Genomic DNA, 24603 nt, shown 5'->3' with positions numbered 1-24603 from the left:
ACGGAGGGTACGGCAGCCCGCACCGGCCGGAACGAGATCGTGCCCGGCGCCGTCCCCCGGGCCACACTGGACGCGGACGGGAGGTGCGCCATGACCACCGAGGTGCTCGACGCGGGCGGCTACGCGGACGCGGTGGCCGGGCCCGGGATCGTGCTGGTCGACTTCCGCACGGACCGCTCGGGCAGCAGCCGGGCGTTCAGCGCGGTGTTCGACGCGGCCGCCGCGCGCCACCCGGACCTGCGCCTGGCCGCCGTCGACACCGGCGCCGAGGAGGCGCTGACGGCGGAGCTCGGCGTGCGGTCGGCGCCGACGCTCATGGCCTACCGCGACGGCGTGCTGGTGTTCGCCGAGCCCGGCTGGCTCCCGGCCGACTCCCTGGACCTGCTGGTCGACACCATCCGCGCGCTCGACATGCCGGCCGTCCGCGCGGTCTACCCCGAGCCGCTGCGCCAGGAGCACTAGCCGGCGAGCACGACCACCAGCGTCCGCGGGCCGTGCACGCCCTCGACGCGCTGCAGCTCGATGTCGCTGGTCGCCGACGGACCGCTGACCATCGTGAGCGGCGCGACCGGGTCGAGCCGGCCCAGCGCGTCGGGCACGTCGGGCACCACCTGCGCGGCCTCGACCACGCACACCAGGACGTCGGGCAGCAGCGACAGCGCCCGCCGCCCCGACAGCGGCGCGCCGTCGAGCACCAGGGTGCCGGTCTCGGCGACCGCCGTCGCGACGCCGGTGAGGGTCGCGGCGAAGGCGGCCAGCTCGACCGGCGGCCGGCCGTCGTCCTCCGTCGCGCCGTCGGGCCGCCAGGCGGCCGGCACCCCGGGGGCGACGACGACGCCCGCCGGGTCCCAGCCGCCTCCCAGCGCCGCGTCCAGGCCGCGGGCGACGGTCGGGCCGATCTCGCCGGGCGCGCAGCGCAGCACCGTGGCGCGGTAGTCCTCCACCCGCTCCGCGAGCAGGTCGAGCAGCTCGCCGGCCGGCAGCTCGCGCGGCGCCGGCACCGGCGGGACGGCGACGGACGGGCGCTGCTCGCCGAGCGCCGTCCGGATCCGCCCGAGCACCTCCTCGCGCGCCCTCACGACCGGTGCTCCTCGTTCCACTGCTGCACGAACGTCCTCCCCGGCGGGGTGGGCAGGTCGCGGGTGCGGGTCCAGGCGCTCGCCGGGGGCGGGAGCGCGGCCGGCAGTGTCGGCTTCCCGCGGGCGAGCAGCCGGCCGAGCCCGGCGGCGCGCTGGGCGAGGTGCCACAGCCGCGGGCTGCTCATCACCCTCGCCAGTCCTCGGAAGGCGACGGCTTCCGCCGTGGGCTGCTCCTGCGCCTCGACGTGCTCCGCGCGCAGGTGCACGAGGATCGAGGGGATGTCGATCGCCACCGGGCAGACGTCGTAGCAGGCGCCGCACAGGGACGAGGCGTACGGCAGCGAGGCGTTGTCCTCGACGCCGGTCAGCTGCGGGGACAGCACCGCCCCGATCGGGCCCGGGTAGACCGAGCCGTACGCGTGCCCGCCGGTGCGCTCGTACACCGGGCACACGTTCAGGCAGGCCGAGCAGCGGATGCAGTGCAGCGCCTCGCGGCCCACCTCGTCGGCGAGCACCGCGGTGCGGCCGTTGTCGAGCAGCACGAGGTGGAACTCCTGCGGCCCGTCGCCGGGCGTCACGCCGGCCCAGGTCGAGGTGTAGGGGTTCATCCGCTCGCCGGTGGAGGAGCGGGGGAGCAGCTGCAGGAAGACGCCGAGGTCCGCCCAGCGCGGCACGACCTTCTCGATGCCCATGACGGTGATGAGCGTCTGCGGCAGCGTCAGGCACATCCGGCCGTTGCCCTCGCTCTCGACCACCGACAGCGTGCCGGTCTCGGCGACGGCGAAGTTCGCCCCGCTGACGGCGACCCGCGCGCGCAGGAACCGCTCGCGCAGGTGGGCGCGGGCGGCCATCGCCAGCTGCCGGGGGTCGTCGGTCAGCCCGGGGTCGACGCCGGGGATGGTCCGGCTGAAGATCTCGCGGATCTCCGAGCGGTTCTTGTGGATCGCCGGCACCAGGATGTGGCTGGGGGAGTCCGCGCCGAGCTGCACGATCAGCTCGGCCAGGTCGGTCTCGACCGCCTCGATGCCCGCGGCCTCCAGCGCCTCGTTGAGGCCGATCTCCTGGGTGGCCATCGACTTGACCTTGACCACCTCGGAGCTGCCGGTGGCCCGCACGAGCTCGGTGACGATGCGGTTGGCCTCGGCGGCGTCGCGCGCCCAGTGCACCGTGCCGCCGCGCGCGGTCACCTGCCGCTCGAGCTCCTCGAGGTGCTCGTCGAGCCGGGCCATGGTGGCGGCCTTGAGCGCCTTGCCGGCCTGGCGCAGCTGCTCCCAGTGCGGCACCTCCGACACGACGGCGGCGCGCTTGCCGCGGATCGTCGTCGTGGCGCGGCCGAGGTTGGCGCGCAGCTGCCCGTCGCGCAGGGCGGTGCGGGCGGCGTCGGGGAAGGGCCGGTCACCGCGCAGGTGGCCGACGCCGGGGGGCGCGGTGGGCAGGCCGAGGAACGTGGTGCCCGACCGCGGGGCGCCGGGGGCCAGCGGGGAGGCGCTCACGCGGGCACCGCGGGGGCGGTGGTCTGGGTGGGGGACACGTTCTCCTCCGTCGAGGCGAGGATCTCGGCCAGGTGCACCGTGCGCGTGCCCGAGCGCAGCCGCGACAGCCCGCCGCCGATGTGCATCAGGCAGGACGCGTCGCCGGCGGTGCAGACCTCGGCGTGCGTGGACAGCACGGCGGCCATCTTGTCGGTGAGCATCGCCGTCGAGGTGTCGGCGTTCTTCACCGCGAAGGTGCCGCCGAACCCGCAGCAGGACTCCGCGCCGGGCAGCTCGACGAGGTCGAGGCCGCGCACCGCCCGCAGCAGCTGCAGCGGCCGGTCGCCCACCTTCAGCATCCGCAGCGAGTGGCAGGTCGGGTGGTAGGTGACCCGGTGCGGGTAGTAGGCGCCGACGTCGGTGACGCCGAGGACGTCGACGAGGAACTGGCTCAGCTCGTACGTGCGGGCCGCGAGCGCCTCCGTGTCGTCGGCCAGGGCGTGCTCCCCGGCGCGCCGGGCGACCATCGCCTGCTGGTGGTGGATCGAGGCCACGCAGGACCCGGAGGGGGCGACGACGGCCTCGGCGCCCGCGAACGCCCGCACGTGGTTGGCCATGATCGGCACCGCCTCGCGCCGGTAGCCGGTGTTGACGTGCATCTGCCCGCAGCAGGCCTGCGACGGCGGCACGACCACCTCGTGGCCCAGCCGCTGCAGCAGCGTCGCGGTGGCCCGCGCGACCTGCGGCACCATCGTGTCCACCAGGCAGGTGGCGAACAGCGCGACCCTCACGGGGTCCCCTCTCGATCGCGGAAGACCATGCTCGACTCGCGCACCACCAGCGTGGGCTCGACGACCTCCTGCACGTGCGCGTGCTCCCCGCCGCGGGCCTCGTCGAGCAGCAGCTCGGCGGCCCGGGAGCCCAGCGCCTGGCGTGGCTTGCGCACGCTGGTCAGCGGCACGGCGGCCGAGGCGGCGAAGTCGATGTCGTCGTAGCCGACGATCGCGAAGTCGTCGGGCACCCGCACGCCCTGGCGCACCATCTCCTGCAGCACCCCGAGCGCCATGAGGTCGTTGGCGCAGATCGCCGCCGTGGGCCGGCGCGCGGCGGGCATGCCGACGATGCGCGCCGCGGCCTCGCGGCCGGCGTCGACGGTGAGCTGCTCGGGGGAGAAGACGACGAGCGCGTCGTCGCCCCCGGTGGCGTCCCGGACGGCGGTCTCGATGCCCGCGTGGCGCTCCTGCACCTGCGGCAGGCCCGAGGCGCCGCCGATGAAGGCGATCCGCCGGTGTCCGCGCTCGAGCAGGTGCTCGGCGGCCAGCCGGCCGCCGAGGACGTCGTCGACGGCGACGGCGCACTGGTCGGGCCCGGGCGCCCGCCGGTCGACGAGCACCACCGGGACGCCGCGCCGACGCAGCGTCTGCAGGTGGGGCGAGAGCTCCGCCGTCGGGGTGATGAGCACGCCCTGCACCCGCTGCTCGGCGAGCACGTCGAGGTAGGCGCTCTCCTTCTCCGGCCGGTCGTCGGAGTTGCACAGGATGACCGCGAGGCCGGCGGAGTTGGCGACGTCCTCGACGCCGCGGGCGACGTCGGTGAAGAACGGGTTGGCGATGTCGAGCACCACCAGGCCGATGGTCCGGCTGTGCCCGGCGCGCAGCTGGCGGGCCGACTCGTTGCGCACGAACCCGAGGGCGGCGATCGCGTCGAGCACCCGCTCGCGGGTGGCGGCGCTGACGACGTCGGGCCGGTTGAGGACGTTGCTCACGGTGCCCACCGACACCCCGGCGTGCTCGGCGACGTCGCGGATGCTCGCGGCCACGGCGCCTCCTCGCGCTGGTCGGACGGGGTGATGGGGGACACCCGTCGGCAGTGATGGTCGCTGCTGCGCTGAAACGTGTCAAACGGCGCGGTGCCGTGCCGGATCGCGGTCCCGCAACGGCCGCAGGGAGGGCGTTGACACGTTCTCGAACCGGCCCCTATGGTCTGCGCCACAGGTCGTCTGAATCGTTTCACAACGGAGGTGGTCGTCGTGGACCACGCCCCGGCGCCAGCGGCGCCGCCGGCGGAGGGCGGGGTCGTCCTGGCCCTGGAGGACGTCGGCAAGAGCTTCGGCGCGGTCGCCGCGCTGCGCGGCGCGCAGCTCGAGCTGCGCGCGGGGGAGGCCCACGCGCTCGTCGGCGAGAACGGCGCCGGCAAGTCGACCCTCGTCAAGATCCTCGCCGGCGTGCACGGTCCCGACACCGGCCGCGTGCTGCTCGACGGGCAGCCGGTCACCCTCGCCGACCCCGCCGCCGCGCGGGCCGCCGGCATCGCGGTCATCTACCAGGAGCCGACGCTGTTCCCCGACCTGTCGGTCGCGGAGAACATCTTCATGGGCCGCCAGCCGCTGCTGTCCGGCCGCCGGATCGACCGCCGCGGCCTCGCCCAGCGGTGCCGGGCGCTGTTCGACCGCCTCGGCGTCGCCCTCGACCCCGACCGGCCGGCGCGCGGGTTGTCGATCGCCGACCAGCAGATGGTCGAGATCGCCAAGGCGCTGTCGTTCGACGCACGGGTGCTGGTCATGGACGAGCCCACCGCGGCCCTGTCCGGCGTCGAGGTGGAGCGGCTGTTCGCCGTCGCCCGGTCGCTGCGCGACTCGGGTGCGGCGGTGCTGTTCATCTCCCACCGGTTCGACGAGGTCTTCGACCTGTGCGACCGGATCACCGTCATGCGCGACGGCCAGTGGGTCTCCACCGACCTCGCCCGCGACCTCACGGTCGACGCCGTCGTGCGCCGGATGGTCGGCCGCGAGGTCTCCTCGCTGTTCCCGAAGACCGACGTCACCCCGGGCGAGGTCGTGCTCGAGGTGCGCGGCCTGACCCGCCGCGGTGTGTTCTCCGACGTCTCCTTCGACGTGCGGGCCGGCGAGATCGTGGCCCTGGCCGGCCTCGTCGGCGCCGGCCGCAGCGAGATCGTGCGCGCCGTCTTCGGCGTCGACCCCTACGACGCCGGCACCGTCCGCGTCGCGGGGGAGGAGCTAAGGGGCGGCAGCCCCGCCGTCGCCATGGCCGCCGGCCTCGCACTGGTCCCCGAGGACCGCCGCCAGCAGGGCCTGGTCATGGAGCTCTCGGTGGAGAGGAACGCCACCCTCACCCGGCGCTGGAAGCTGGCCAGGGCCGGGCTGCTCAGCTCCCGCACCGAGCGCGCCCAGGCCGCCGAGTGGTCCAAGCGGCTGCAGGTCAAGGCCGGGAAGCTCTCCGACCCGGTGTCCACGCTGTCCGGCGGCAACCAGCAGAAGGTCGTCCTGGCCAAGTGGCTGTCGACCGAGCCGCGCGTGCTGATCGTCGACGAGCCCACCCGCGGCATCGACGTCGGCACCAAGTCCGAGGTGCACCGGCTGCTGTCGCAGCTGGCCGCCGAGGGACTGGCCGTCGTCATGGTGTCCAGCGAGCTCCCGGAGGTGCTCGGCATGGCCGACCGCGTCCTCGTCGTCTCCGAGGGCCGCCTCGTCGACGACATCCCCCGCGCCCGCGCCGACGAGGACAGCGTGATGCTGGCCGCGACCGGCCAGGGCAGCTCCCTCGCGGGAGGTGCCCGGTGAGCGCGCCCCTCACGAAGCCCGCGCCGCTGCCCGAGGAGCTGGCCGCCCCCGAGCGCACCGGCCGCCGCGGCTCGGCGCTCGTCCAGCGCCTCGTCGTCGTCCGCGAGCTCGGCATCGTCGCCGCGCTGGTCCTGCTGGTCGTGGCCACGGTCGTGGCCAACCCGCGGTTCCTGTCGGGGCAGAACGTCCGGGACCTGCTGCTGTCCGCGGCGATCCTCACGGTGCTCGCCGCCGGCCAGACGATGGTGATCATCACCCGCAACGTCGACCTGTCGGTCGGCTCGGTGCTCGGCCTGTCGGCCTACGCCTCGGGCACGCTGATGGTGGTCGCGCCGGGCACGCCGGTCGTCGTCGTGGTGCTCGCCGGCATGGCCGTCGGCGCGGTGTGCGGCCTGCTCAACGGCGCCATCGTCGCCGTCGCCGGGGTGCCCTCGCTGGTGGTCACCCTGGGCACGCTCTACGCCTTCCGCGGCCTGGACTCGCTGTGGGCGTCGAGCGCCGACCGGCTGCAGATCAACGCCGCCGACCTGCCCGGCGGGTTCAAGTCGCTCGGCACCGCCCGCCTGCTCGGGGTCCCGGTGCTCTTCCTCGTCGCCGTCGTCGTGGTGCTGGTCGTCGGCTACTACCTGCGCACCTTCCGCAGCGGCCGCGAGCTCTACGGCATCGGCTCCGCCCCGGAGGCGGCGCGGCTGTCGGGCATCCCGGTCGGCCGCCGCGTGCTCACCGCCTTCGTCGTCAACGGCGCCCTCGCGGGCCTGGCCGGCGTGCTCTACGCCGCCCGGTTCCAGACGCTGGACACCACCGCCGGCACCGGCCAGGAGCTGTTCGTCGTGGCCGCCGCGGTCGTCGGTGGCGTGGCCATCTTCGGCGGCAGCGGCTCGGTCTACGGGGCCGCGCTCGGCGCGCTGCTGCTCACCACGATCGGCACCGCGCTCCCGCAGCTGGGCCTCGACCCGTTCTGGCGCGACGCCGCCGTCGGCGGGCTGATCCTCGCCGCCATCGCCCTCGACCGGGCGCTGCAGCTGCGCCTGGCCGCCCGTCTCCGGGGGAGGAACGCCCGCCGTGACCGTTGAGACCCCGCCCGCGCCGGCCCCGGCCGCCGCGGCGCCCGCCCGCCGCGGGCCGACCCTGCCCAGCGGCAGCGTCATCACCACGTTCCTCGTGCTGTTCCTGGTGGTCGCCGCCTTCTCCGTCGAGGGCTTCGCCAGCACCCGCAACGCCGGCTTCCTGCTGCTCGACGTCGTCGTCATCGCGCTCATCGCGCTGCCGCTGACGCTCGTCGTGGTCACCGGCGAGATCGACCTGTCGGTGGCCAGCACCGTCGGCCTGTGCAGCGCGGTCATGGGCCAGCTGTGGGTGGCCGGCCTCCCGCTCGAGGCGATCGTCCCGCTGCTCCTCGTGCTCGGCGGCGTGCTCGGCGCGGTCAACGGCTTCCTCGTCACGCGGCTTGGCCTGCCCTCGCTGGCGGTCACCATCGGCACCCTGGCGCTCTACCGCGGCCTGGCGTTCGTCGTCCTCGGCGACCAGGCGGTGGCCGACTTCCCGCGGGCCTGGACCACCTGGGCGATCAGCTCGATCGGCTCCACCGGCATCCCGACCGTCGTCGTCCCGCTGCTGGTGCTCGTCGCGGTCACGGCCGTCGTCCTGCACGCCACCCCGATCGGCCGCTCGCTCTACGCCATGGGCAACAGCGAGGACGCCGCCCGGTTCAGCGGCATCGACGTCGCCCGCACCAAGCTCTGGCTGTTCGTCGTCACCGGCGTCGTCAGCGCCCTGGGCGGCGTCTACTGGACGCTGCGCTACGGCAGCGCCCGCGCCGACAACGCCACGGGCCTCGAGCTGCAGGTCATCGCGGCGATCCTGCTCGGCGGCGTGTCCATCTTCGGCGGCAGCGGCGGCCTGCTCGGTGTCATCGCCGGCGCGCTCCTGCTGGCCTCGGTCCGCAACGCGCTGCAGCTGGTCAACGTGCCCTCCGACGTCCTCAACATCGTCACCGGCGTCCTGCTGATCACCGCGGTCGTCGCGCCGCAGGTCGCCGCCCGGGTCAAGGGCCGGCGACGCCGGGCCCCCGCCTGACCCCCCCCCGATCCGCACCACCGCACCACCCCATCCACCCGAAGAGAGGGACCCCGATGTCGCTGTTCCTGACCAGCCGCCGCGTGCGCGGTGGCCTGACCGGCCTGGCGGTGGCCGCCATGGTGCTCACCACGGCCGCCTGCGGCGGCACCACCCGCGGCGAGGACGAGGGCAGCTCCGGCGGCGGGGACGCCGCCGGCGCCTCGGCCGACCCCGACGCCGAGATCCCCGCGGACCTCGCGATCGCCTTCCTGCCCAAGCAGCTGAACAACCCGTACTTCGACGTCGCCGCCACCGGCTCCGAGCGGGCCGTCGGCGAGATCGAGGGCGAGTTCAGCCAGGTGGGCCCGTCCGAGGCCAGCGCCTCCTCGCAGGTCAGCTACATCAACACGCTGACCCAGCAGGGCGCCGACGTCATCCTGACCTCGGCCAACGACCCGAACGCCATCTGCAGCGCGCTCGACCAGGCCCGCAGCGGCGGCGCCAGCGTCGTCACCTTCGACTCCGACACCGACCCCGAGTGCCGCGACCTGTTCATCAACCAGGCCACCGCCGAGGGCATCGCGCAGACGCAGATCGACACGATGGCCGAGCAGATCGGCGGCACGGGCCAGGTGGCGATCCTGTCGGCCACCGCCAACGCCACGAACCAGAACACCTGGATCGAGCTCATGACCGAGTACGCCGCCCAGGAGTACCCGGACATGGAGATCGTCACGACGGTCTACGGCGACGACGAGGACGAGAAGTCCTTCCAGGAGACCCAGGGCCTGCTGCAGACCTACCCCGACCTCAAGGGCATCATCTCGCCCACCACGGTCGGCATCTCCGCCGCGGCGCGCTACCTGTCCGGCTCCGAGTACAAGGGCCGGGTCGCGCTGACCGGCCTCGGCACCCCGAACCAGATGCGCGAGTTCGTCCAGGACGGGACCGTCACCGCCTTCGCGCTGTGGAACCCCGAGGACCTGGGCTACCTGGCCGCGTACGCCGGCGCCGCGCTGGCCGCCGGCCAGATCACCGGCGAGGAGGGCGAGACCTTCACCGCCGGTGACCTCGGCGAGTACGAGATCGGCGCCGACGGCGTCGTCGTCCTCGGCGAGCCCACCGTGTTCAGCGCCGACAACATCGACGACTTCGACTTCTGAGTCGTCTCCCCGCCGCCGCCGGCCCCCGGCGGGCGGCGGCGGGGACCCCCTCCCGAGAGGACCCCCGCGTGCCCCGCGCCGTGTTCACCCTCCAGGTCCGCCCCGACCGGCTGGCCGAGTACCGCGAGCGGCACGCGGCCGTCTGGCCGGACATGCTGCGCGCGCTGCGCGACGCCGGCTGGCACGACTACCGGCTCTACCTCCGCGACGACGGCCTGCTCGTCGGCGTCGTGGAGACCGACGACCTCGCCGCCGCCCAGGCCGCCGTGGACGCCACCGAGGTGAGCGCCCGCTGGGAGGCCTCCATGGCGCCCTTCTTCGTCACCGGCGACGGCTCCGGCAAGGCCGAGCTGTCCCTCGTCTTCGACCTCGACGCCCAGCTGACCGCGCTCGGCGAACCCACCACCGCCGCTCCAGGAGACCCCTCGTGACCGACCCCGGCACCCCCGACCGCAGGGCCGCCGCCCTCGCCGCGCTGGCCGAGCAGACCATCGAGCTGCCCTCGTGGGCGTTCGGCAACTCCGGCACCCGGTTCAAGGTCTTCGGCCAGCCCGGGGTGGCCCGCGACCCGTTCGAGAAGATCGAGGACGCCGCGCAGGTGCACCGCTACACCGGCGCCGCGCCGCGGGTGTCGCTGCACGTCCCGTGGGACCTCGTCGACGACTTCGGCAAGCTCGCCGCCCACGCCGCCGACCTCGGCGTCTCGATCGGCGCCATCAACTCCAACCTGTTCCAGGACGACGACTACCGCCTCGGGTCGCTGACCCACCCGGAGAAGCGGGTGCGCGACAAGGCGATCGCGCACCACACCCAGTGCATCGACGTCATGCGGGCCACCGGCTCCACGGACCTGAAGCTGTGGCTGCCCGACGGCACCAACTACGCCGGCCAGGACGACCTGCGCGGCCGCCAGGACCGGCTCGCCGACTCCCTGCAGCAGATCTACGCCCAGCTCGACCCGGGCATGCGGCTGCTGCTCGAGTACAAGTTCTACGAGCCCTACTTCTACGCGATGGACATCCCCGACTGGGGCACCTCGCTGCTGCACTGCCTGGCCCTCGGCGAGCAGGCGACCGTCGTCCTCGACACCGGCCACCACGCGCCGGGCACGAACATCGAGTTCATCGTCATGCAGCTGCTGCGGGCCGGCCGCCTCGGAGCGTTCGACTTCAACTCCCGCTACTACGGCGACGACGACCTCATCGTCGGCTCGGCCGACCCGTTCCAGCTGTTCCGGATCATGAACGAGATCGTGGCCGCCGACGCGCTGCGCCCCGACTCCGGCGTCAACTTCATGCTCGACCAGTGCCACAACATCGAGCCGAAGATCCCCGGCCAGATCCGCTCGGTGACCAACGTGCAGGAGGCCACCGCCAAGGCGCTGCTGGTCGACCGCGAGGCGCTGGCCGCCGCGCAGCAGTCCGGTGACGTGCTCGGCGCGCACGGCGCGCTGACCGACGCCTTCTCCACCGACGTCCGCCCGCTGCTCGCCGAGCTCCGCGAGAGCAAGGGGCTCGACGCCGACCCGTACGCCGCCTACGCGCGGTCCGGCCACGCCGAGCGCATCGCCCGTGAGCGCGTCGGCGGCACCCAGGCCTCCTGGGGCGCCTGAGCAAGGACCCGACCGCCCCCCACGCCACGCTCCGCGCGCCGCGGGTCCCTGCGGCCGGGCCGTTCCAGCACGTTCCCACCGGAAGGAAGCACCCCCGTGACCAACCCCGTCGTCCGGAAGCTGCTCGAGCGCAGCAACCGGCTGGGCGCCGATCCGCGCAACACCAACTACGCCGGCGGCAACACCTCCGCCAAGGGCACCGAGACCGACCCGGTCACCGGGCAGCCGGTCGAGCTGCTGTGGGTCAAGGGCTCCGGCGGCGACCTCGGCACGCTGCAGGAGGCGGGCCTCGCCGTCCTGCGGCTGGACCGGCTGCGCTCGCTGGCCGACGTCTACCCCGGCGTCGAGCGCGAGGACGAGATGGTCGCCGCGTTCGACTACTGCCTGCACGGCCGCGGCGGCGCCGCCCCCTCCATCGACACCGCGATGCACGGCCTGGTCGACGCCGCGCACGTCGACCACCTGCACCCCGACTCCGGCATCGCCCTGGCGACGGCGGCCGACGGCGAGGCGCTGACCCGCGAGTGCTTCGGCGACCGCGTCGTCTGGGTGCCGTGGCGCCGTCCGGGCTTCCAGCTCGGCCTCGACATCGCCGCCATCAAGGAGAAGAACCCGCAGGCCATCGGCTGCGTCCTGGGCGGCCACGGCATCACCGCGTGGGGCGCGACCAGCGAGGAGGCCGAGGCCCACTCGCTGGACGTCATCCGGACCGCCGAGCGGTTCCTGGCCGAGAAGGGGAAGGCGGAGCCGTTCGGCGCCGTCGTCCCCGGCTTCGAGGCGCTGCCCGAGGACGAGCGCCGGGCGAAGGCGGCCGCGCTCGCGCCGGTGATCCGCGGGCTGGCCTCCACCGACAAGCCGCAGGTCGGTCACTTCACCGACTCGGACGTCGTCCTGGAGTTCCTGTCCCGCGAGAAGCTCGCCCCGCTCGCGGCGCTCGGCACCTCGTGCCCCGACCACTTCCTCCGCACCAAGGTGCGGCCGCTGGTCGTCGACCTGCCGGCCACCGCGCCGGTGGAGGACGTCGTCGCGCGGCTCAAGACCCTCCACGAGGAGTACCGCGCCGAGTACGCCGCCTACTACCAGCGTCACGCGACGCCGGACTCGCCGGCCATGCGCGGCGCCGACCCGGCGATCGTGCTGGTACCCGGCGTCGGCATGTTCAGCTTCGGCGCCAACAAGCAGACCGCGCGGGTGGCCGGCGAGTTCTACGTCAACGCCATCAACGTCATGCGCGGCGCCGAGGCCGTCTCCACCTACGCGCCCATCGACGAGAGCGAGAAGTTCCGCATCGAGTACTGGGCGCTGGAGGAGGCCAAGCTGCAGCGGATGCCCAAGCCGAAGCCGCTGGCCACCCGGGTCGCGCTGGTCACCGGCGCGGCGAGCGGCATCGGCAAGGCCATCGCCGAGCGGCTGGCCGCCGAGGGCGCGTGCGTCGTCGTCGCCGACCTCGACCTGCAGAAGGCCACCGACGCCGCGGCCGGGATCGGCGGTCCCGACGTCGCGATCGGCGTGGCCGCCGACGTGTCCGACGCCGAGGCCGTGGCCGCCGCGTTCCGCGAGGCGGTGCTCGCCTTCGGCGGCGTCGACCTGGTGGTCAACAACGCCGGCCTGTCGATCTCCAAGCCGCTGCTGGAGACCACCGAGCGCGACTGGGACCTGCAGCACGACGTCATGGCCAAGGGCAGCTTCCTCGTCTCCCGCGAGGCGGCCCGAATCATGATCGAGCAAGGGATGGGCGGCGACGTCGTCTACATCTCCTCGAAGAACGCCGTGTTCGCCGGCCCGAGCAACATCGCCTACTCCTCGACCAAGGCCGACCAGGCCCACCAGGTCCGGCTGCTGGCCGCCGAGCTCGGCGAGCACCAGATCCGGGTCAACGGCATCAACCCCGACGGCGTCGTCCGCGGGTCGGGCATCTTCGCCGGCGGCTGGGGCGCCCAGCGCGCCGCCGTCTACGGGGTGCCGGAGGAGGAGCTCGGGCAGTTCTACGCGCAGCGCACGCTGCTCAAGCGCGAGGTGCTGCCCGAGCACGTCGCCGACGCCGTCTTCGCCCTCACCGGCGGGGAGCTCAGCCGGACCACCGGCCTGCACGTCCCGGTCGACTCCGGCGTCGCCGCCGCGTTCCTCCGGTGAGCCCCCGGGAGCTGACCCTCGCGGCCGTCGACCTGGGCGCCTCCAGCGGCCGGGTCATGGCCGCGCGGGTCGGCCCCGGCCGGCTCGACCTCACCGAGGTGCACCGGTTCCCCAACCGGCCGGTGCGCACCGCGGGGACGCTGCAGTGGGACGTGCTCGGCCTGTACGCCGGCGTGCTCGACGGCCTGCGCGCGGCCGGGCACGAGGCGGACGGGCGGGGCCTGGACGGGATCGGCATCGACAGCTGGGCGGTCGACGTCGGGCTGCTCGACGCCGACGGCGCGCTGCTCGGCAACCCCGTGCACTACCGCGACGCCCGGCACGAGACGGCGGTGCCGGCCGTGCACGCGCTCGTCCCGCCCGACGAGCTGTACCGGGTCAACGGGCTGCAGCACCTGCCGTTCAACACGGTGTTCCAGCTCGCCGCGATGCGCGGCACGGCCCGGTTCGCCGCCGCCCGGCAGGCGCTGCTGGTCCCCGACCTGCTGGCCCACTGGCTCACCGGGGCGCGGGTCGCGGAGGTCACCAACGCCTCCACCACCGGGCTGCTCGACGCCACCACCCGGCAGTGGGCGACCGGCCTGCTCGACCGGCTGGACCTGCCGCGCGACCTGCTCCCGGCCCTCGTGCAGCCGGGGGAGGAGATCGGCCGGCTCACCGCCGAGGTGCGCGCCGAGACCGGGCTGGGCGAGGTGCCGGTGCTCGCCGTCGGCTCGCACGACACCGCCTCGGCGGTGGTCGGCGTCCCGGCGCGCGGCGACCGGTTCGCCTACGTCTCCTGCGGCACCTGGTCGCTGGTCGGCGTGGAGCTGGACGGGCCGGTGCTCACCGAGGCCGGCCGGACGGCGGGTTTCACCAACGAGCTCGGCGTCGACGGCACCGTCCGGTACCTGCACAACGTCATGGGGCTGTGGCTGCTGCAGGAGTCGCTGCGCACCTGGGCCGCCGCCGGGCTCCCGGCCGACCTGCCCGAGCTGCTCGCCGCCGCGGCGCGGGTGCCCGCGTTCACCGCGGTGGTCGACGCCGACGATCCGCGCTTCCTCCCGCCCGGCGACATGCCGGCCCGCATCGCGCAGGCCTGCGCCGACACCGGGCAGACGCCGCCGCAGAGCCAGGCGGAGACCGTCCGCTGCATCGTCGACAGCCTCGCGCTGGCCTACCGGCGCACCGTCCGGAGGGCCGTCGAGCTGTCGGGCCGCGACGTCGACGTCGTCCACCTGGTCGGCGGGGGAGCGCGCAACGCGCTGCTGTGCCAGCTCACCGCCGACGCCTGCGGGCGGCCGGTGCTGGCCGGGCCGGTGGAGGCCGCGGCGCTGGGGAACGCGCTGGTGCAGGCGCGGGCGCTCGGCGGGCTCGAGGGCGGGCTGGGGGAGATGCGCGAGCTGCTGCGCGCCACCCAGTCCCTGGTCGAGTACCGGCCGTCGGGCACCGACGCCGGGTGGGCCGCCGCGGAGGCGCGCCTGTCCTGAGCGGGAACGCGGGGCGGGGCCGGGCGGTTGCACGCGGCATCCGGCCCCGACCGTCAGGAGACGCCCGTGACCCTCGCCGTGACCGGATCGACCGGGCAGCTGGGCGGGCGGGTCGCGCGCCGGCTCGCCGACGCAGGGGTGGAGCAGCGGCTGCTGGTCCGCGACACCTCGCGCGCGCTCCGGCTGCCCGGCGCCACCGCCGTCGCCGCGCCCTACGCCGACGGGGACGCGGTCCGGGCCGCGCTGGACGGCGTCGGCACGGTGCTCATGGTCTCGGCGTCGGAGACGCCCGACCGCGTGGAGCAGCACCGGACCTTCGTCGACGCCGCGGCCGACGCCGGGGTGGCGCACCTGGTCTACGTGTCGTTCCTCGGCGCCGCCCCGGACGCCACGTTCACCCTGGCCCGCGACCACTGGGCCACCGAGGAGCACGTGCGCGCCCGCGGGCTGTCCGCGACGTTCCTCCGCGACTCCCTCTACGCCGACTTCGCGCCGGTGCTCGTGGGCGAGGACGGCGCCATCCGCGGCCCGGCCGGCGACGGGCGGGTGGCGCCGGTCGCCCAGGACGACATCGCCGACGTCGCCGTCGCGGTGCTGCGCGACCCCGCCGCGCACGCCGGCCGCACGTACGACCTCACCGGCCCGGAGGCGCTCACCTTCGCCGGGCTGGCCGCGACGCTGTCGGCCGCGACCGGGCGGGACGTGCGCTACGTGCCCGAGACGCTCGAGGAGGCGTACGCCTCGCGGGCCTCCTACGGCGCGCCGGACTGGCAGGTGGAGGCGTGGGTGTCCACCTACACCGCCGTCGCGGCGGGCGAGCTGGACGTCGTCAGCCCCGCCGTGCCCGACCTGCTCGGCCGGCCGGCGCGCACGCTGGAGCAGGTGCTGCGCGCACGCGGCTGACGCAGGGGCTCGGCGGTCGGGGCGTCAGGGGCACCGGCGCGGGTAGACGACGCCCGTGCGCCTGCCCGGTCCCTCGGACCTCCTCGACCTGCCCTGGACGCTCGCCGACTCGGTCCGCTCGCTGAGCGCGGCCCTGCCGCGCGCGGAGACGCTGCTGCCGCTGGCCGACGACGTCCTGCGCCGCACCCGCGCCCTGCTCGAGGGCGCCGCGCCGGCGGTGTCCCGCGCGGCGGCGGTCGGCCCGGAGGCGGTGGAGGTGGCGGCCGACCTCGTGCGGCGGTTCGCCGCGGTCGCCCCGCCGGAGCGGGTCGCGACCGTGGGCGCGCTGGTCGACCGGCTCGGCGCCGCGCTCGCCCCGGAGCGGGTCGAGGCGGTCACCCGGACCGTGGACACGCTGCGCTCGCGCGCCGACGTCGTGCCCCGGCTCCTCGACGCCGTCGACGGCCTGCTGTCCTCGGGCCGGCTGGACCGGCTCGCCGACGGGCTCGACCGGCTGCTGGACGCCGACCTGCTGCCCCGCGTCGACCGCCTGCTCGACCACCTCGCCGACGAGCGGGTGGAGCGCGCCCTGGACCTCGCGGGCGACGACCGCGTCGTGCGGGCCCTCGAGCTCGTCACCGGTGACCGGGTCGAGCGGACCCTGGACGTGCTCACCGACCCGCGGGTCGACCGGAGCCTCGACGTCCTCACCGACCCCCGGGTGGACCGCACCCTGGACCTGCTGACCGGCGACCGGGTGCAGCAGGCCCTCGACCTCGCCGCCGACGAGCGCGTCCGCACGCTGCTGGCCCTCGCGGCCGACGAGCGGGTGCTGCGCCTGCTGGGCCGGCTCGACGACCTGCTGGCCGCCGACCGCGTCCCGCGGCTGGTGGACCGCGCCGGCGCGCTGCTGGAGGACGAGCGCCTCGCGCGGCTGGGCGCCCGGGTGGACGGGCTGCTGACCGACGAGCGCCTCGACCGCGTCGAGGAGGTGCTCGACGGGGGGACCGCGGACGCCGTCCTCGACCTCGTGACCCGGCTGAACCGAGAGCTGACCGACGACGCGGCCCGCGCGCTCGGCACCCTCCTCGGCCGCCTGCCCGCCCTGCTCACCGAGGAGCGGGTCGCCGTCCTCGCGGCGCTCGCCGACCAGGCGCCGCGGCTGCTGCGCGGCCTGGAGGCCGGCACCCTGCCGACCACCGCCGACCTCGGGCGGGTGCCGACCGACCTGCACGCCCTGCTCGAGCTCGTCGACGACGTCCACCAGGTGGTGTCGGGCCTGCCCGGCGCCGGCCGCGCCCGCGACCGCGGCGACGACCCGCACCCGCAGGTCGAGGACCCGCGCCCGCCCGACGACGCGCCGCAGAACCGGGACGCGCAGCCGCAGGCCTGATCACCCGTCCTGGCTCACCGTGGTGCGTCCTGGCTCGCCGCCCACCGTGAGCCAGGACGCGGCACGATCAGCCGGCCTGATCGTGCCCGGCCTGCCACTGCCGCACCCAGGCGCGGCCGTAGTCGTTGCCGTGCGGGGTGCGCAGCACGGTGTGGACGTGGAACGGCTGCGGAGTGGCGTGGTCGAGGAAGACGCCGCAGTGGTGGTCGAGCTCGGCGATCACCACCGGCGACTGCACCCGGTAGTAGAAGACGTCGCCGGGCGCGTGCCCGCCGATCCAGGAGAACCACGTGTCGTCGAGGTGCGCCCCGACCTCGCGCAGCCGCGCCGCCCGCGGGCCCTCGGGGAGCAGCCGCACGAACGTCGACACCAGGTGCAGCACCCGGGCGCGGGCGTCCGCCGAGAGGTCCGCGCCGCGCACGCCCTCGGCCGGGATCACCCGGTTGTCCTGGAACGCGCCGGCCAGGTGCCGCTCGTCGCCGGGGTGCACGCGGCCGGGCGGCATCGCCGGGTCGACCATCCGCTCGTAGACGGTGGCGGCCGCCCGCTGCTCCGGCGTCAGCGCGGCCATGACCGACAGGCCGGCCTCGATGCGGTCGGCGAACAGGCCGGCGACCCCGGCGTGCGGGCCCTCGTCGATCTCGTCGGGCTCGGCGCCGACGAACACCGGCGAGACCACCATGCGGCCCTCGACCACCAGCACGTTGACCGCGCAGTGGTGGCCGTAGAGCTGCCAGCCCCACGGCGCGCGGAGGTCGGGGGTGCCGTAGACGGCGAGGTTGTAGCTCCACTCGCCGAGCACGGTGGGCAGGTCGACGACGTCGCCGAGGAAGCCGTTGACCAGCATCGCGGCGTGCACGAGGCCCGCGCCCTCGGGCGACAGCGACGCGCGCACGAGGCCCAGCGCCGCCTCGCGCACCTCCTCGCGCTGGGACTCCAGGCGCAGGCCGGTGTCGAACTGCATGAACTCCGGGTTGGCCCAGGTCTGCCACTCGGGCGCGTCGACGGGGAAGCACACGCGCGCGCGGTCCTCGGCCGACAGCAGGGAGAGCAGCGACTCCGCGGCGGCCACCATCGCGGCCACCGGCGCCTCCTCGCCCGGGCGCGCGGGCTCGAACCGGTGCACCTCCGGGCGCAGCGTGCCGTCCTCGGTCACCCCGCGGAACGGCGCCAGGTACAGCGGCGTCCAGCCCTCGACCAGCCCGCCGGTGAAGGTCCCGGGCGTGCGGGCGTGCTCGCGGTAGGCGTACGGGTCCATCCCGCGGACCTCCGCCAGGCGCGGGTGGTCGTGCGGGAACAGGTACCGCCGGAACTCACCGGGCACGGCGCGCCCCGCTCCCCACGATGCGGTTGGTGAGCACGCCGAGGCGCTCGACCTCCACCTCGACGACGTCGCCGGGCTGCATCAGCCACGGGGGCGTGCGGGCGTAGCCGACGCCGGACGGCGTGCCGGTGGCCAGCAGGTCGCCCGGGCGCAGCGTGAACGTGCGCGAGACGAGGGCGAGGGTGTCGCCGACCGTGTAGACCATCTCGTCGGTGCGCCCGTCCTGGACGGTCTCCCCGTTGACCCGGGTCCGCACCCGCAGGCCCTCGCGCAGGTCGCCCACCTCGGCGGCGGGGACCAGCGGGCCGAGCGGGCCCGACCGGTCGCCGTTCTTGCCGAGGATCCACTGGCTGGTCAGCTTCTGCGCCCGCCGCGAGGTGACGTCGTTGAAGGCGGAGTAGCCGACGACGGCGGCCAGCGCCTCCTCCGGCGTCGCGTCGGTCAGCGTCGAGCCGACGTAGGCCACCACCTCGCCCTCCCAGTCGAGGCCGTCCTCGTCGGCGGGCACCGGGATCTCCGCGCCGTCGACGGTGAGCGACTGCGTCCAGCGGGCGAACAGCGTCGGGTACGGCGGCACGCCGTCGCCGGCGAAGGAGCCTTCCGCGACGTGCTTCAGGTAGTTCAGCCCGATGCAGACCACCCGGGCGCCGGGCAGCACGGGCGGCACGAAGCCCACGTCGCCGACCGGGACCGGCTCCCCGTCCACCCGGCGCGCGAGGTGCCCGGCGGCGTCGGCCCAGAACTCCTCGAGCCCGGCGAGCACCGTCACCGTCGCGCCGTCCTCCGACAGCGCCGCCACCTCCACCGGCCCGCCGTCGCGGCGGATGCCCACGACCCGCATCAGGCGAGCCCGTTGCGGCGGGCGACCTCGCCGAGCCAGGTGAGGCTCGGCTTGGGCGTGCGGGCGAAGGTCCGCCGGTCGACGGCGACCAGGCCGAAGGTGGGCCGGTAGCCGAGCATCCACTCGAAGTTGTCCAGCAGCGACCAGTGCAGGTAGCCGCGGACGTCGGCACCGCCCTCGACCGCGCCGGCCAGGGAGGTCAGCGCGTCGCGGGTGAAGGCGACGCGGTCGTCGTCGTCGGCGGTGGCGATGCCGTTCTCGGTGACGAGCAGCGGCAGGCCGGGCAGCACCTCGGCGGCGCGGGCGACGGCGGCGCCCAGCGCCTGCGGCCGGCGCTCCATCCCGTGGGCCAGCGTCTGCAGCTCCGGGGCGGGCGCGACCAGGCCGCCGGCGTCGAAGCGGGCGGCGGTGTAGACCTGCAGGCCGAGGAAGTCGTCGTCGCGGGCCACCTCGAGGAACTGGTCCTCGAACGCGGCGCGCTCCTCGCGCATCCGCTCCTCCCCGCCGGGCTCCGCGAGGTGCTCGCGGCCGACGAGCGTCATGCCGGCGGCGCGCACGTTCCCGCGGAGCACGTCCATCGCCCGGCCGTGCAGGCCGAGCAGGGCCTCGGCGACGCCCTGGTCGGGCCGGGGGAGGCCGCGGATCTCCTCGCCCCGCATCGCCATCGCGCCCATCACCGGCTGGGCCGCCATGAGGTTGGGCTCGTTGAGCGTGCAGACGTACTCGGCGTCGGCGAGCACCGGCAGCGCGTACTCGGCGAAGCGGGCGAGCCGGTCACCGGTCTTCTGCCCGGTCCAGCCGCCGTCGTGCAGCAGCCAGCGCGGCTGGGTGAAGTGCACGAGCGTCACGACCGGCGCCAGGCCGCGGTCGCGGCAGCCGTCGAGGACCCGGCGGTAGTGGTCGAGGGCCGCGCGGGAGAACTCGCCCTCCTCCGGCTCGATGCGGCTCCACTCGAGGCTGAACCGGTAAGCGGTGAGTCCCGCGCCGGCGACCAGGTCGAGGTCCTCGGGCCAGCGGTGCCAGGAGTCGCAGGCGTCGCCGCTGGGCTCGGCGAACGGCGAGTGCGGCGCGTGCTCGGCCTCCCAGTGGTCGTTGTTGACGTTGCCGCCCTCGACCTGGTGGGCGGCGGTGGCGGCACCCCAGAGGAAGCCCTCCGGGAACTGTGCGGCGGTCATGGGCGGATCTCCTTCGGGGAGGCTCAGCGGAGGGCGGGGACGGCGGCGCCGAGCACGCGCGCGAGCAGCGCGTCCGGGTCGGGGACGGACGCGCCGCGCCAGGCGACGTGCTGGTCGGGCCGGACGAGCACCAGGTCGGCGTCCACCAGGTCGCGCAGGCCCGGCTCGCCGGCCAGGTCCACGACGGCGAGCGGCACGCCGCGGGCGGCCGCGGCGGCCGGGAGCGCGCCGGGGTCCGCGGCGGGGTCGAGCCGCAGGAGCGTGAACCCGTCGCCGAGCCGGTCGAACAGCGAGTCGCCGCCGGCCAGCCAGGCGTGTGGCAGCCGCGCGCCGGGGTGCGCCGACGGGGTGAAGGTCGCGAGCACGGGGCCGGGCACCGGCCGGCCGTCGGGGACGACGACGGGGGAGTCGGGGTAGTCGTAGCCGAGGACCAGGCCGAGGCTGTGGAACTCGGGGTCCTTGACCTGCAGCGCTTCCGCCAGCGCGGCGCGCAGCTCCACGCCGGTCGGGCCGTCGTCGTCGAGGTCGCGGCCGGTGAAGGCGGGGGCGAGGAACGCCTCCTGGCTGCCGGCGGCGTCGATGGTGCGCCGTGCGACCGGCCGGCGCTCGGGCTCGTAGCTGTCGAGCAGTGCGGCGGGCGCCCAGCCCTGCAGCACGGCGGCGAGCTTCCAGCCGACGTTGACGGCGTCGCCGACGCAGGTGTTGAAGCCGTGGCCACCCCACGGCGGGTTGAGGTGCGCGGCGTCGCCGACGAGGAACACCCGCTCGCCGCGGTAGCGGTCGGCGAGCAGCATCCGCGCCTGCCACGGGTCGGTGGCCAGCACCTCGACGTCGATGTCGTCCCCGACCATCGCGCGCACCAGCGCGGCGGCGTCGGCGTCGCCGGCCACCGTGTCGACGCCCTGGACGATCGCCCACCAGGTGCCGTCGAGGTCGAGGCGGCCCATGAGCCCGCCGCGCTCGGTGCCGATCACCCAGTGGTGCACGCCGTGCGCGCACAGCGGCCGCTCCTCCAGCGCGCGCGAGCGGAAGGTGACGCTGAGGTTGGGCAGCGCGCCGGATGAGCCCTCGTAGCGGGCGCCGATCGCGCGGCGGGAGACGCCGGCGCTGCCGTCGCAGCCGAGCAGGTACTCGGCGGTCACCTCGGCGGTCCCGCCGTCGTGCCCCTCGACGACGGCGCGCACCTCGTCGGGGCCGTCGGTGACGGCGGTGACCCGGGAGCCGAGGAGCAGCGTGACGGCGGGCAGTTCCGCGGCGGCCTCGCGCAGCAGCCGCTCGACCTCCGACTGCGGCGCCTGCTGGCCGGCCTCGGCGGCGATCTGCCGCGGCCGGGTCCACAGCCCGAACGCCTCCGGGAAGCGGGTGATCTCGTGCCCGAACAGCCCGGTGCAGAAGACGACGTCCTGCGCGTACGAGACCGGCAGCGGCGCGGCGGCGCGCAGCCGGTCGGCCAGGCCCCAGCGGCGCAGGTGCTCCATGGTCCGGACGCTGGTGGTCTTGGCGCGGGGGCGCAGCGGGTCCAGCGCCGTGCGCGGCTCGACGACGAGGACCTCGATCCCGCGCCGGCCCAGCTCGATCGCCGCGGCCAGGCCGCTGGGACCGCCGCCGGCCACGAGGACCGGGACCCGCGGGGGGACGTGCGCTTCGGTCACGGGGGACTCCTGTCGAACAGCGGTGCGGGAGCAGCCTCTGGCGCGATGGAGGCCGAGGAGGGGGGCCGGCGGGCTCGGGTGGCCGCGTCCGGACGGGGACGAGCATCCGTGGCGCGGGTCACCCTGCCGAGTGCCGATTCCATTGACCGGCAAGCGGACCCCGGCCGTTCCGGATCAGCCGCCGAGCAGCCGCGCGCGGAGGAAGGCGACGGTCCGGTCGAGGGCGTCGGCCGCCGCCTCGGGGGCGCCGAGCCACATGTGGTCGGCACCGGCGTAGGTGTGCAGCGCGACGTCGGCCCCGGCGTCCCGCAGGCCGTGGGCCAGCCGCTCGGACTGCACGCACGGGACGAACCGGTCGGCGCGGCCGTGCAGCAGCAGGAACGGCGGCGCCCCGGCCGACACGTGGGCGAGCGGGCTCGCCTCCGCCGCGGTGTCGGGGGCGTCCGCGGGCGCAGCGCCGAGCAGCTGCGCCTCGCGGGTGGTGGCGTCGGCGGGATCCGCGCCGGCGTCCCCGGCGAAGCCCACGAGGTCGGTCGGCGGGTACCAGGCGGCCACCCCGACGACGGCGCTGGACGGGCCCGTCACGCCGACGTCGCCCTCCAGCTCCGGGTCGGTGACCAGGCCGAGCAGCGCGGCGAGGTGCCCGCCGGCCGACTCGCCCCACGCGGCCGGCCGGTCGCCGTCGATCCCGAGCTCGTGCGCCCGGGACCGCAGCCAGCGGACGGCGGCCTTCGCGTCGGACAGCTGTGCCGGCCACACCGCCTCGCCGGAGAGCCGGTAGTCCGCGCTGGCGACGGCGATCCCGGCGGCGGCCACGCGCTCGAACAGCGTCCGGCCGGGGAAGGCCGGCCCGCCGGAGCGCCGGCTGCCGAGCCGCCAGCCGCCGCCGTGCAGGAAGAGCACGACCGGGTGCGGGCCGTCGCCGGCCGGCAGGTACAGGTCGAGCTCGAGCGGGCGGGCGCCGGGGAGCGCCGCGTAGGGGACCCCGGGGAGGAGGCGGGTGCCGTCCGGGCCGGGCAGGGCCGGCGGCAGCGGGGCGGCGTGTGCCGGCGGGGGCAGCGGCAGGGCGGGCGTGGGCACGGGGCCTCCTCGGGACGCGCGACGGGCGCGGCTCCACGCAGGAGCCGCGCCCGGTGAGGGGATGCGGGACTCAGCCCTGCTCGGGCCAGGTGTAGTCGCGCAGGAACCGCATCCGGTGCTGCTGCGCCGCCGCCTGCATGCGCGGGAAGTCCGGGACGAACGGCGGCTGGTCCGTCGCCGTGGAGTCGGTCGGGGTGCCCATGTGCTGGAAGAACCGCTCGAAGCCGCCCGACAGCGTGCCCATCATCCGGGCGTCCTCGACGATCTGGTACGCGTGGGCGAAGCCGGCGGGGACGTAGCCGAAGTCGCCGGGGGTGAGCAGCTGGGACTGCTTGCCGCCCTCGGCGTCCTCGAAGAACAGCCGCACCTTCCCGTCGAGGACGAAGAACGTCTCGTGCGTCGCGTCGTGCGAGTGCGTGGGGATGACGTCGCCGGCGGGGGAGTCGCTGACGACGATCCCGAACTGGTTCTCCGTCTCGTCACCGGAGAGCAGCACGGTGAACAGGTCGCCGAAGAGCTTCGCGTGCTCCCCCTCGCCGCGCCGGAGCACGTAGGGGACGGGCTTGCCGGGCAGGACCCCCTGCCACTGCGGCCCCTTCTCCGGGTCGATCAGGTACTCGAAGCTCATCTGCACTCCCGGGTCGGGTCGACGCTGACCGGTCGAGCATCCGTGACCCCGGTCACCCGACCAACGGCCGTGCCATTGAGCGGCACGCGTCGCTGTGGCTCCCGCGATCATGGAGCCGGCGTGAGGACACGCCGGCACCCGCCGGAGTGTCGCCACCGCAGCTCCATGATCGCGGAGGTACGGCCCGCGGCGGGACAGCGCGGCGGGCAGGGGTCGCAGCCTGAGGTGCTCGCTCAGCGGCCGGGACCGAGGGGGCGGCGTGCGCCCAGGCCGCGGGAGATCGCGCGGGCGGCGGTGCGCACCGCGGGCCCGAGCACCCGCGCATCGGCGCCCTCCTGGGGCACGACCACCGAGACAGCAGCGGCCAGCCGGTCGGCCGCGTCGAACACCGGCGCCGCCACCGACACGATCGGCCGCGGCACCTTCCGGCGGAAGTGCGCCATGCCCTCGCGGCGGACGTCGGCCAGCGTCCGCCGCAGCGCCGCCTCCGACACCGGCGTGCGCTCCGGCTCGTGCAGCAGCGGCCGGGACAGGTACTCCTCCTGCACGTCGGCCTCGGCGTAGGCGAGCAGCACCAGGCCCACGCCCGTGGAGTGCAGCGGCAGCCGGCCGCCCACGCTGTAGAGCACCGGGATCGCCGCGTGCGCCGACAGCCGCTCGAGCAGCACGGCGTCCCCGCCCTCCCGGACGGCGAGCAGCACGTGCTGGCGGGTGACCTCCTCCAGGTCACCGAGGAACGGCATCGCCACCTGGCGCAGCCCGCGGGCCCGCGGGGCCAGCGAGGCGACCTCCCACAGCCGCAGGCCCACCGTGAACCGGCCCTCGGCGTCGCGCTCCAAGGCGCCCCACGCGACGAGCCGGCCGGCCAGCCGCAGCGCCGAGCTGGTCGGGATGCCGCTGCGCCGGGCCAGCTCGCCGAGGGTCAGCGACGGGTGGGCTGCGTCGAACGCGGACAGCAGCGCCAGCGCCCGGTCGACCACCGGATCGCCCTGCGGCGGGCGCTTGCCCCGCACCCGGGGCACGTCCCCGGGCGACGTCTCCGACACCTGTCGGCCACCTCCC

Annotated in this window: 22 protein-coding genes; 11 read left to right on the top strand and 11 right to left on the bottom strand. The window is 75.5% G+C overall.

The genetic code is table 11. The annotated features are described in order from the left end of the window. The first annotated feature begins 90 nt into the window (after positions 1-90). On the top strand, positions 91-462 hold the full coding sequence (locus ACI78R_RS16570) for a thioredoxin family protein (RefSeq protein WP_073419243.1): 372 nt from the start codon (positions 91-93) through the stop codon (positions 460-462). Here the strand turns inward: ACI78R_RS16570 and ACI78R_RS16565 are convergent. Genes ACI78R_RS16565 through ACI78R_RS16550 form a run of 4 tightly spaced genes read right to left on the bottom strand, consistent with a single transcriptional unit; the run spans position 459 to position 4370 of the window. After that, positions 459-1079, bottom strand: a complete 621-nt coding sequence (locus ACI78R_RS16565; RefSeq protein ID WP_457041510.1) for a LutC/YkgG family protein — start codon at positions 1077-1079, stop codon at positions 459-461. The two genes, ACI78R_RS16570 and ACI78R_RS16565, sit on opposite strands and share 4 nt — an antisense overlap. Next, positions 1076-2572: a LutB/LldF family L-lactate oxidation iron-sulfur protein gene (locus tag ACI78R_RS16560; RefSeq protein WP_457041509.1), complete on the bottom strand. Its 1497-nt coding sequence runs from the start codon at positions 2570-2572 to the stop codon at positions 1076-1078. Before ACI78R_RS16560 ends, ACI78R_RS16565 begins: the two co-directional genes overlap by 4 nt. Beyond that, positions 2569-3342, bottom strand: a complete 774-nt coding sequence (locus ACI78R_RS16555) for a (Fe-S)-binding protein (RefSeq protein ID WP_457041508.1) — start codon at positions 3340-3342, stop codon at positions 2569-2571. Before ACI78R_RS16555 ends, ACI78R_RS16560 begins: the two co-directional genes overlap by 4 nt. Further along, positions 3339-4370 carry a LacI family DNA-binding transcriptional regulator gene (locus ACI78R_RS16550; RefSeq protein WP_073419246.1) on the bottom strand — a complete coding sequence of 344 codons (1032 nt, stop codon included), beginning with the start codon at positions 4368-4370 and terminating at the stop codon, positions 3339-3341. The genes ACI78R_RS16555 and ACI78R_RS16550 overlap by 4 nt, the downstream gene beginning before the upstream one ends. A 210-nt stretch (positions 4371-4580) precedes the next feature. Here ACI78R_RS16550 and ACI78R_RS16545 point away from each other — a divergent pair, with 210 nt between their 5' ends. The 10 genes from ACI78R_RS16545 to ACI78R_RS16500 all read left to right on the top strand — a co-directional run bounded on the left by ACI78R_RS16545 (position 4581) and on the right by ACI78R_RS16500 (position 16841). After that, entirely contained in the window at positions 4581-6131 is a 1551-nt protein-coding gene (locus ACI78R_RS16545; RefSeq protein ID WP_457041507.1) for a sugar ABC transporter ATP-binding protein, read from the top strand. Continuing rightward, positions 6128-7204: an ABC transporter permease gene (locus tag ACI78R_RS16540; protein ID WP_457041506.1), complete on the top strand. Its 1077-nt coding sequence runs from the start codon at positions 6128-6130 to the stop codon at positions 7202-7204. Before ACI78R_RS16545 ends, ACI78R_RS16540 begins: the two co-directional genes overlap by 4 nt. Continuing rightward, a complete protein-coding gene (locus tag ACI78R_RS16535; protein ID WP_457041505.1) occupies positions 7194-8207 on the top strand; it encodes an ABC transporter permease in 1014 nt (337 codons plus the stop codon). Before ACI78R_RS16540 ends, ACI78R_RS16535 begins: the two co-directional genes overlap by 11 nt. A 56-nt stretch (positions 8208-8263) precedes the next feature. Further along, complete coding sequence (gene rhaS / locus ACI78R_RS16530; RefSeq protein ID WP_073419248.1) at positions 8264-9352, top strand: rhamnose ABC transporter substrate-binding protein; 1089 nt, start codon at positions 8264-8266, stop codon at positions 9350-9352. A gap of 68 nt (positions 9353-9420) precedes the next feature. Continuing rightward, complete coding sequence (locus tag ACI78R_RS16525; RefSeq protein ID WP_336031766.1) at positions 9421-9783, top strand: L-rhamnose mutarotase; 363 nt, start codon at positions 9421-9423, stop codon at positions 9781-9783. Beyond that, on the top strand, positions 9780-10964 hold the full coding sequence (rhaI, locus tag ACI78R_RS16520) for an L-rhamnose isomerase (protein ID WP_073419250.1): 1185 nt from the start codon (positions 9780-9782) through the stop codon (positions 10962-10964). Before ACI78R_RS16525 ends, rhaI begins: the two co-directional genes overlap by 4 nt. Before the next feature lie 96 nt (positions 10965-11060). Further along, a complete protein-coding gene (locus tag ACI78R_RS16515; protein WP_457041504.1) occupies positions 11061-13097 on the top strand; it encodes a bifunctional aldolase/short-chain dehydrogenase in 2037 nt (678 codons plus the stop codon). Further along, positions 13094-14566: a rhamnulokinase gene (locus tag ACI78R_RS16510; RefSeq protein ID WP_336031772.1), complete on the top strand. Its 1473-nt coding sequence runs from the start codon at positions 13094-13096 to the stop codon at positions 14564-14566. The genes ACI78R_RS16515 and ACI78R_RS16510 overlap by 4 nt, the downstream gene beginning before the upstream one ends. Before the next feature lie 66 nt (positions 14567-14632). Further along, complete coding sequence (locus ACI78R_RS16505) at positions 14633-15469, top strand: SDR family oxidoreductase (protein ID WP_457041503.1); 837 nt, start codon at positions 14633-14635, stop codon at positions 15467-15469. Between the two features lie 55 nt (positions 15470-15524). Further along, a complete protein-coding gene (locus ACI78R_RS16500; RefSeq protein WP_457041502.1) occupies positions 15525-16841 on the top strand; it encodes a hypothetical protein in 1317 nt (438 codons plus the stop codon). A gap of 67 nt (positions 16842-16908) precedes the next feature. Here ACI78R_RS16500 and ACI78R_RS16495 read toward each other — a convergent pair whose 3' ends face one another. From ACI78R_RS16495 to ACI78R_RS16465, 7 genes are all read right to left on the bottom strand, one after another. Then, positions 16909-18165 (bottom strand): DUF3500 domain-containing protein, encoded by a 1257-nt coding sequence (locus tag ACI78R_RS16495; RefSeq protein WP_457041501.1) that lies wholly within the window; start codon positions 18163-18165, stop codon positions 16909-16911. Then, positions 18155-19006, bottom strand: a complete 852-nt coding sequence (locus tag ACI78R_RS16490) for a fumarylacetoacetate hydrolase family protein (protein WP_457041500.1) — start codon at positions 19004-19006, stop codon at positions 18155-18157. Before ACI78R_RS16490 ends, ACI78R_RS16495 begins: the two co-directional genes overlap by 11 nt. Next, complete coding sequence (locus tag ACI78R_RS16485; RefSeq protein WP_457041499.1) at positions 19006-20181, bottom strand: glycoside hydrolase family 1 protein; 1176 nt, start codon at positions 20179-20181, stop codon at positions 19006-19008. Before ACI78R_RS16485 ends, ACI78R_RS16490 begins: the two co-directional genes overlap by 1 nt. 23 nt (positions 20182-20204) lie before the next feature. Continuing rightward, positions 20205-21833: an FAD-dependent monooxygenase gene (locus ACI78R_RS16480; protein ID WP_457041498.1), complete on the bottom strand. Its 1629-nt coding sequence runs from the start codon at positions 21831-21833 to the stop codon at positions 20205-20207. 174 nt (positions 21834-22007) lie between these two features. After that, complete coding sequence (locus tag ACI78R_RS16475; protein WP_457041497.1) at positions 22008-22913, bottom strand: alpha/beta hydrolase fold domain-containing protein; 906 nt, start codon at positions 22911-22913, stop codon at positions 22008-22010. A 70-nt stretch (positions 22914-22983) separates the two neighbouring features. Continuing rightward, positions 22984-23541 carry a quercetin 2,3-dioxygenase gene (locus ACI78R_RS16470; protein WP_457041496.1) on the bottom strand — a complete coding sequence of 186 codons (558 nt, stop codon included), beginning with the start codon at positions 23539-23541 and terminating at the stop codon, positions 22984-22986. 233 nt (positions 23542-23774) lie between these two features. Beyond that, the gene (locus ACI78R_RS16465; RefSeq protein WP_245794338.1) at positions 23775-24587 is read right to left on the bottom strand and encodes an IclR family transcriptional regulator; all 813 of its coding nucleotides are present in this window, start codon (positions 24585-24587) and stop codon (positions 23775-23777) included. Positions 24588-24603 lie beyond the last annotated feature (16 nt).

This window comes from Geodermatophilus sp. SYSU D01106 (assembly GCF_054049995.1).
This window is presented reverse-complemented; position numbering and strand designations above follow the sequence as displayed.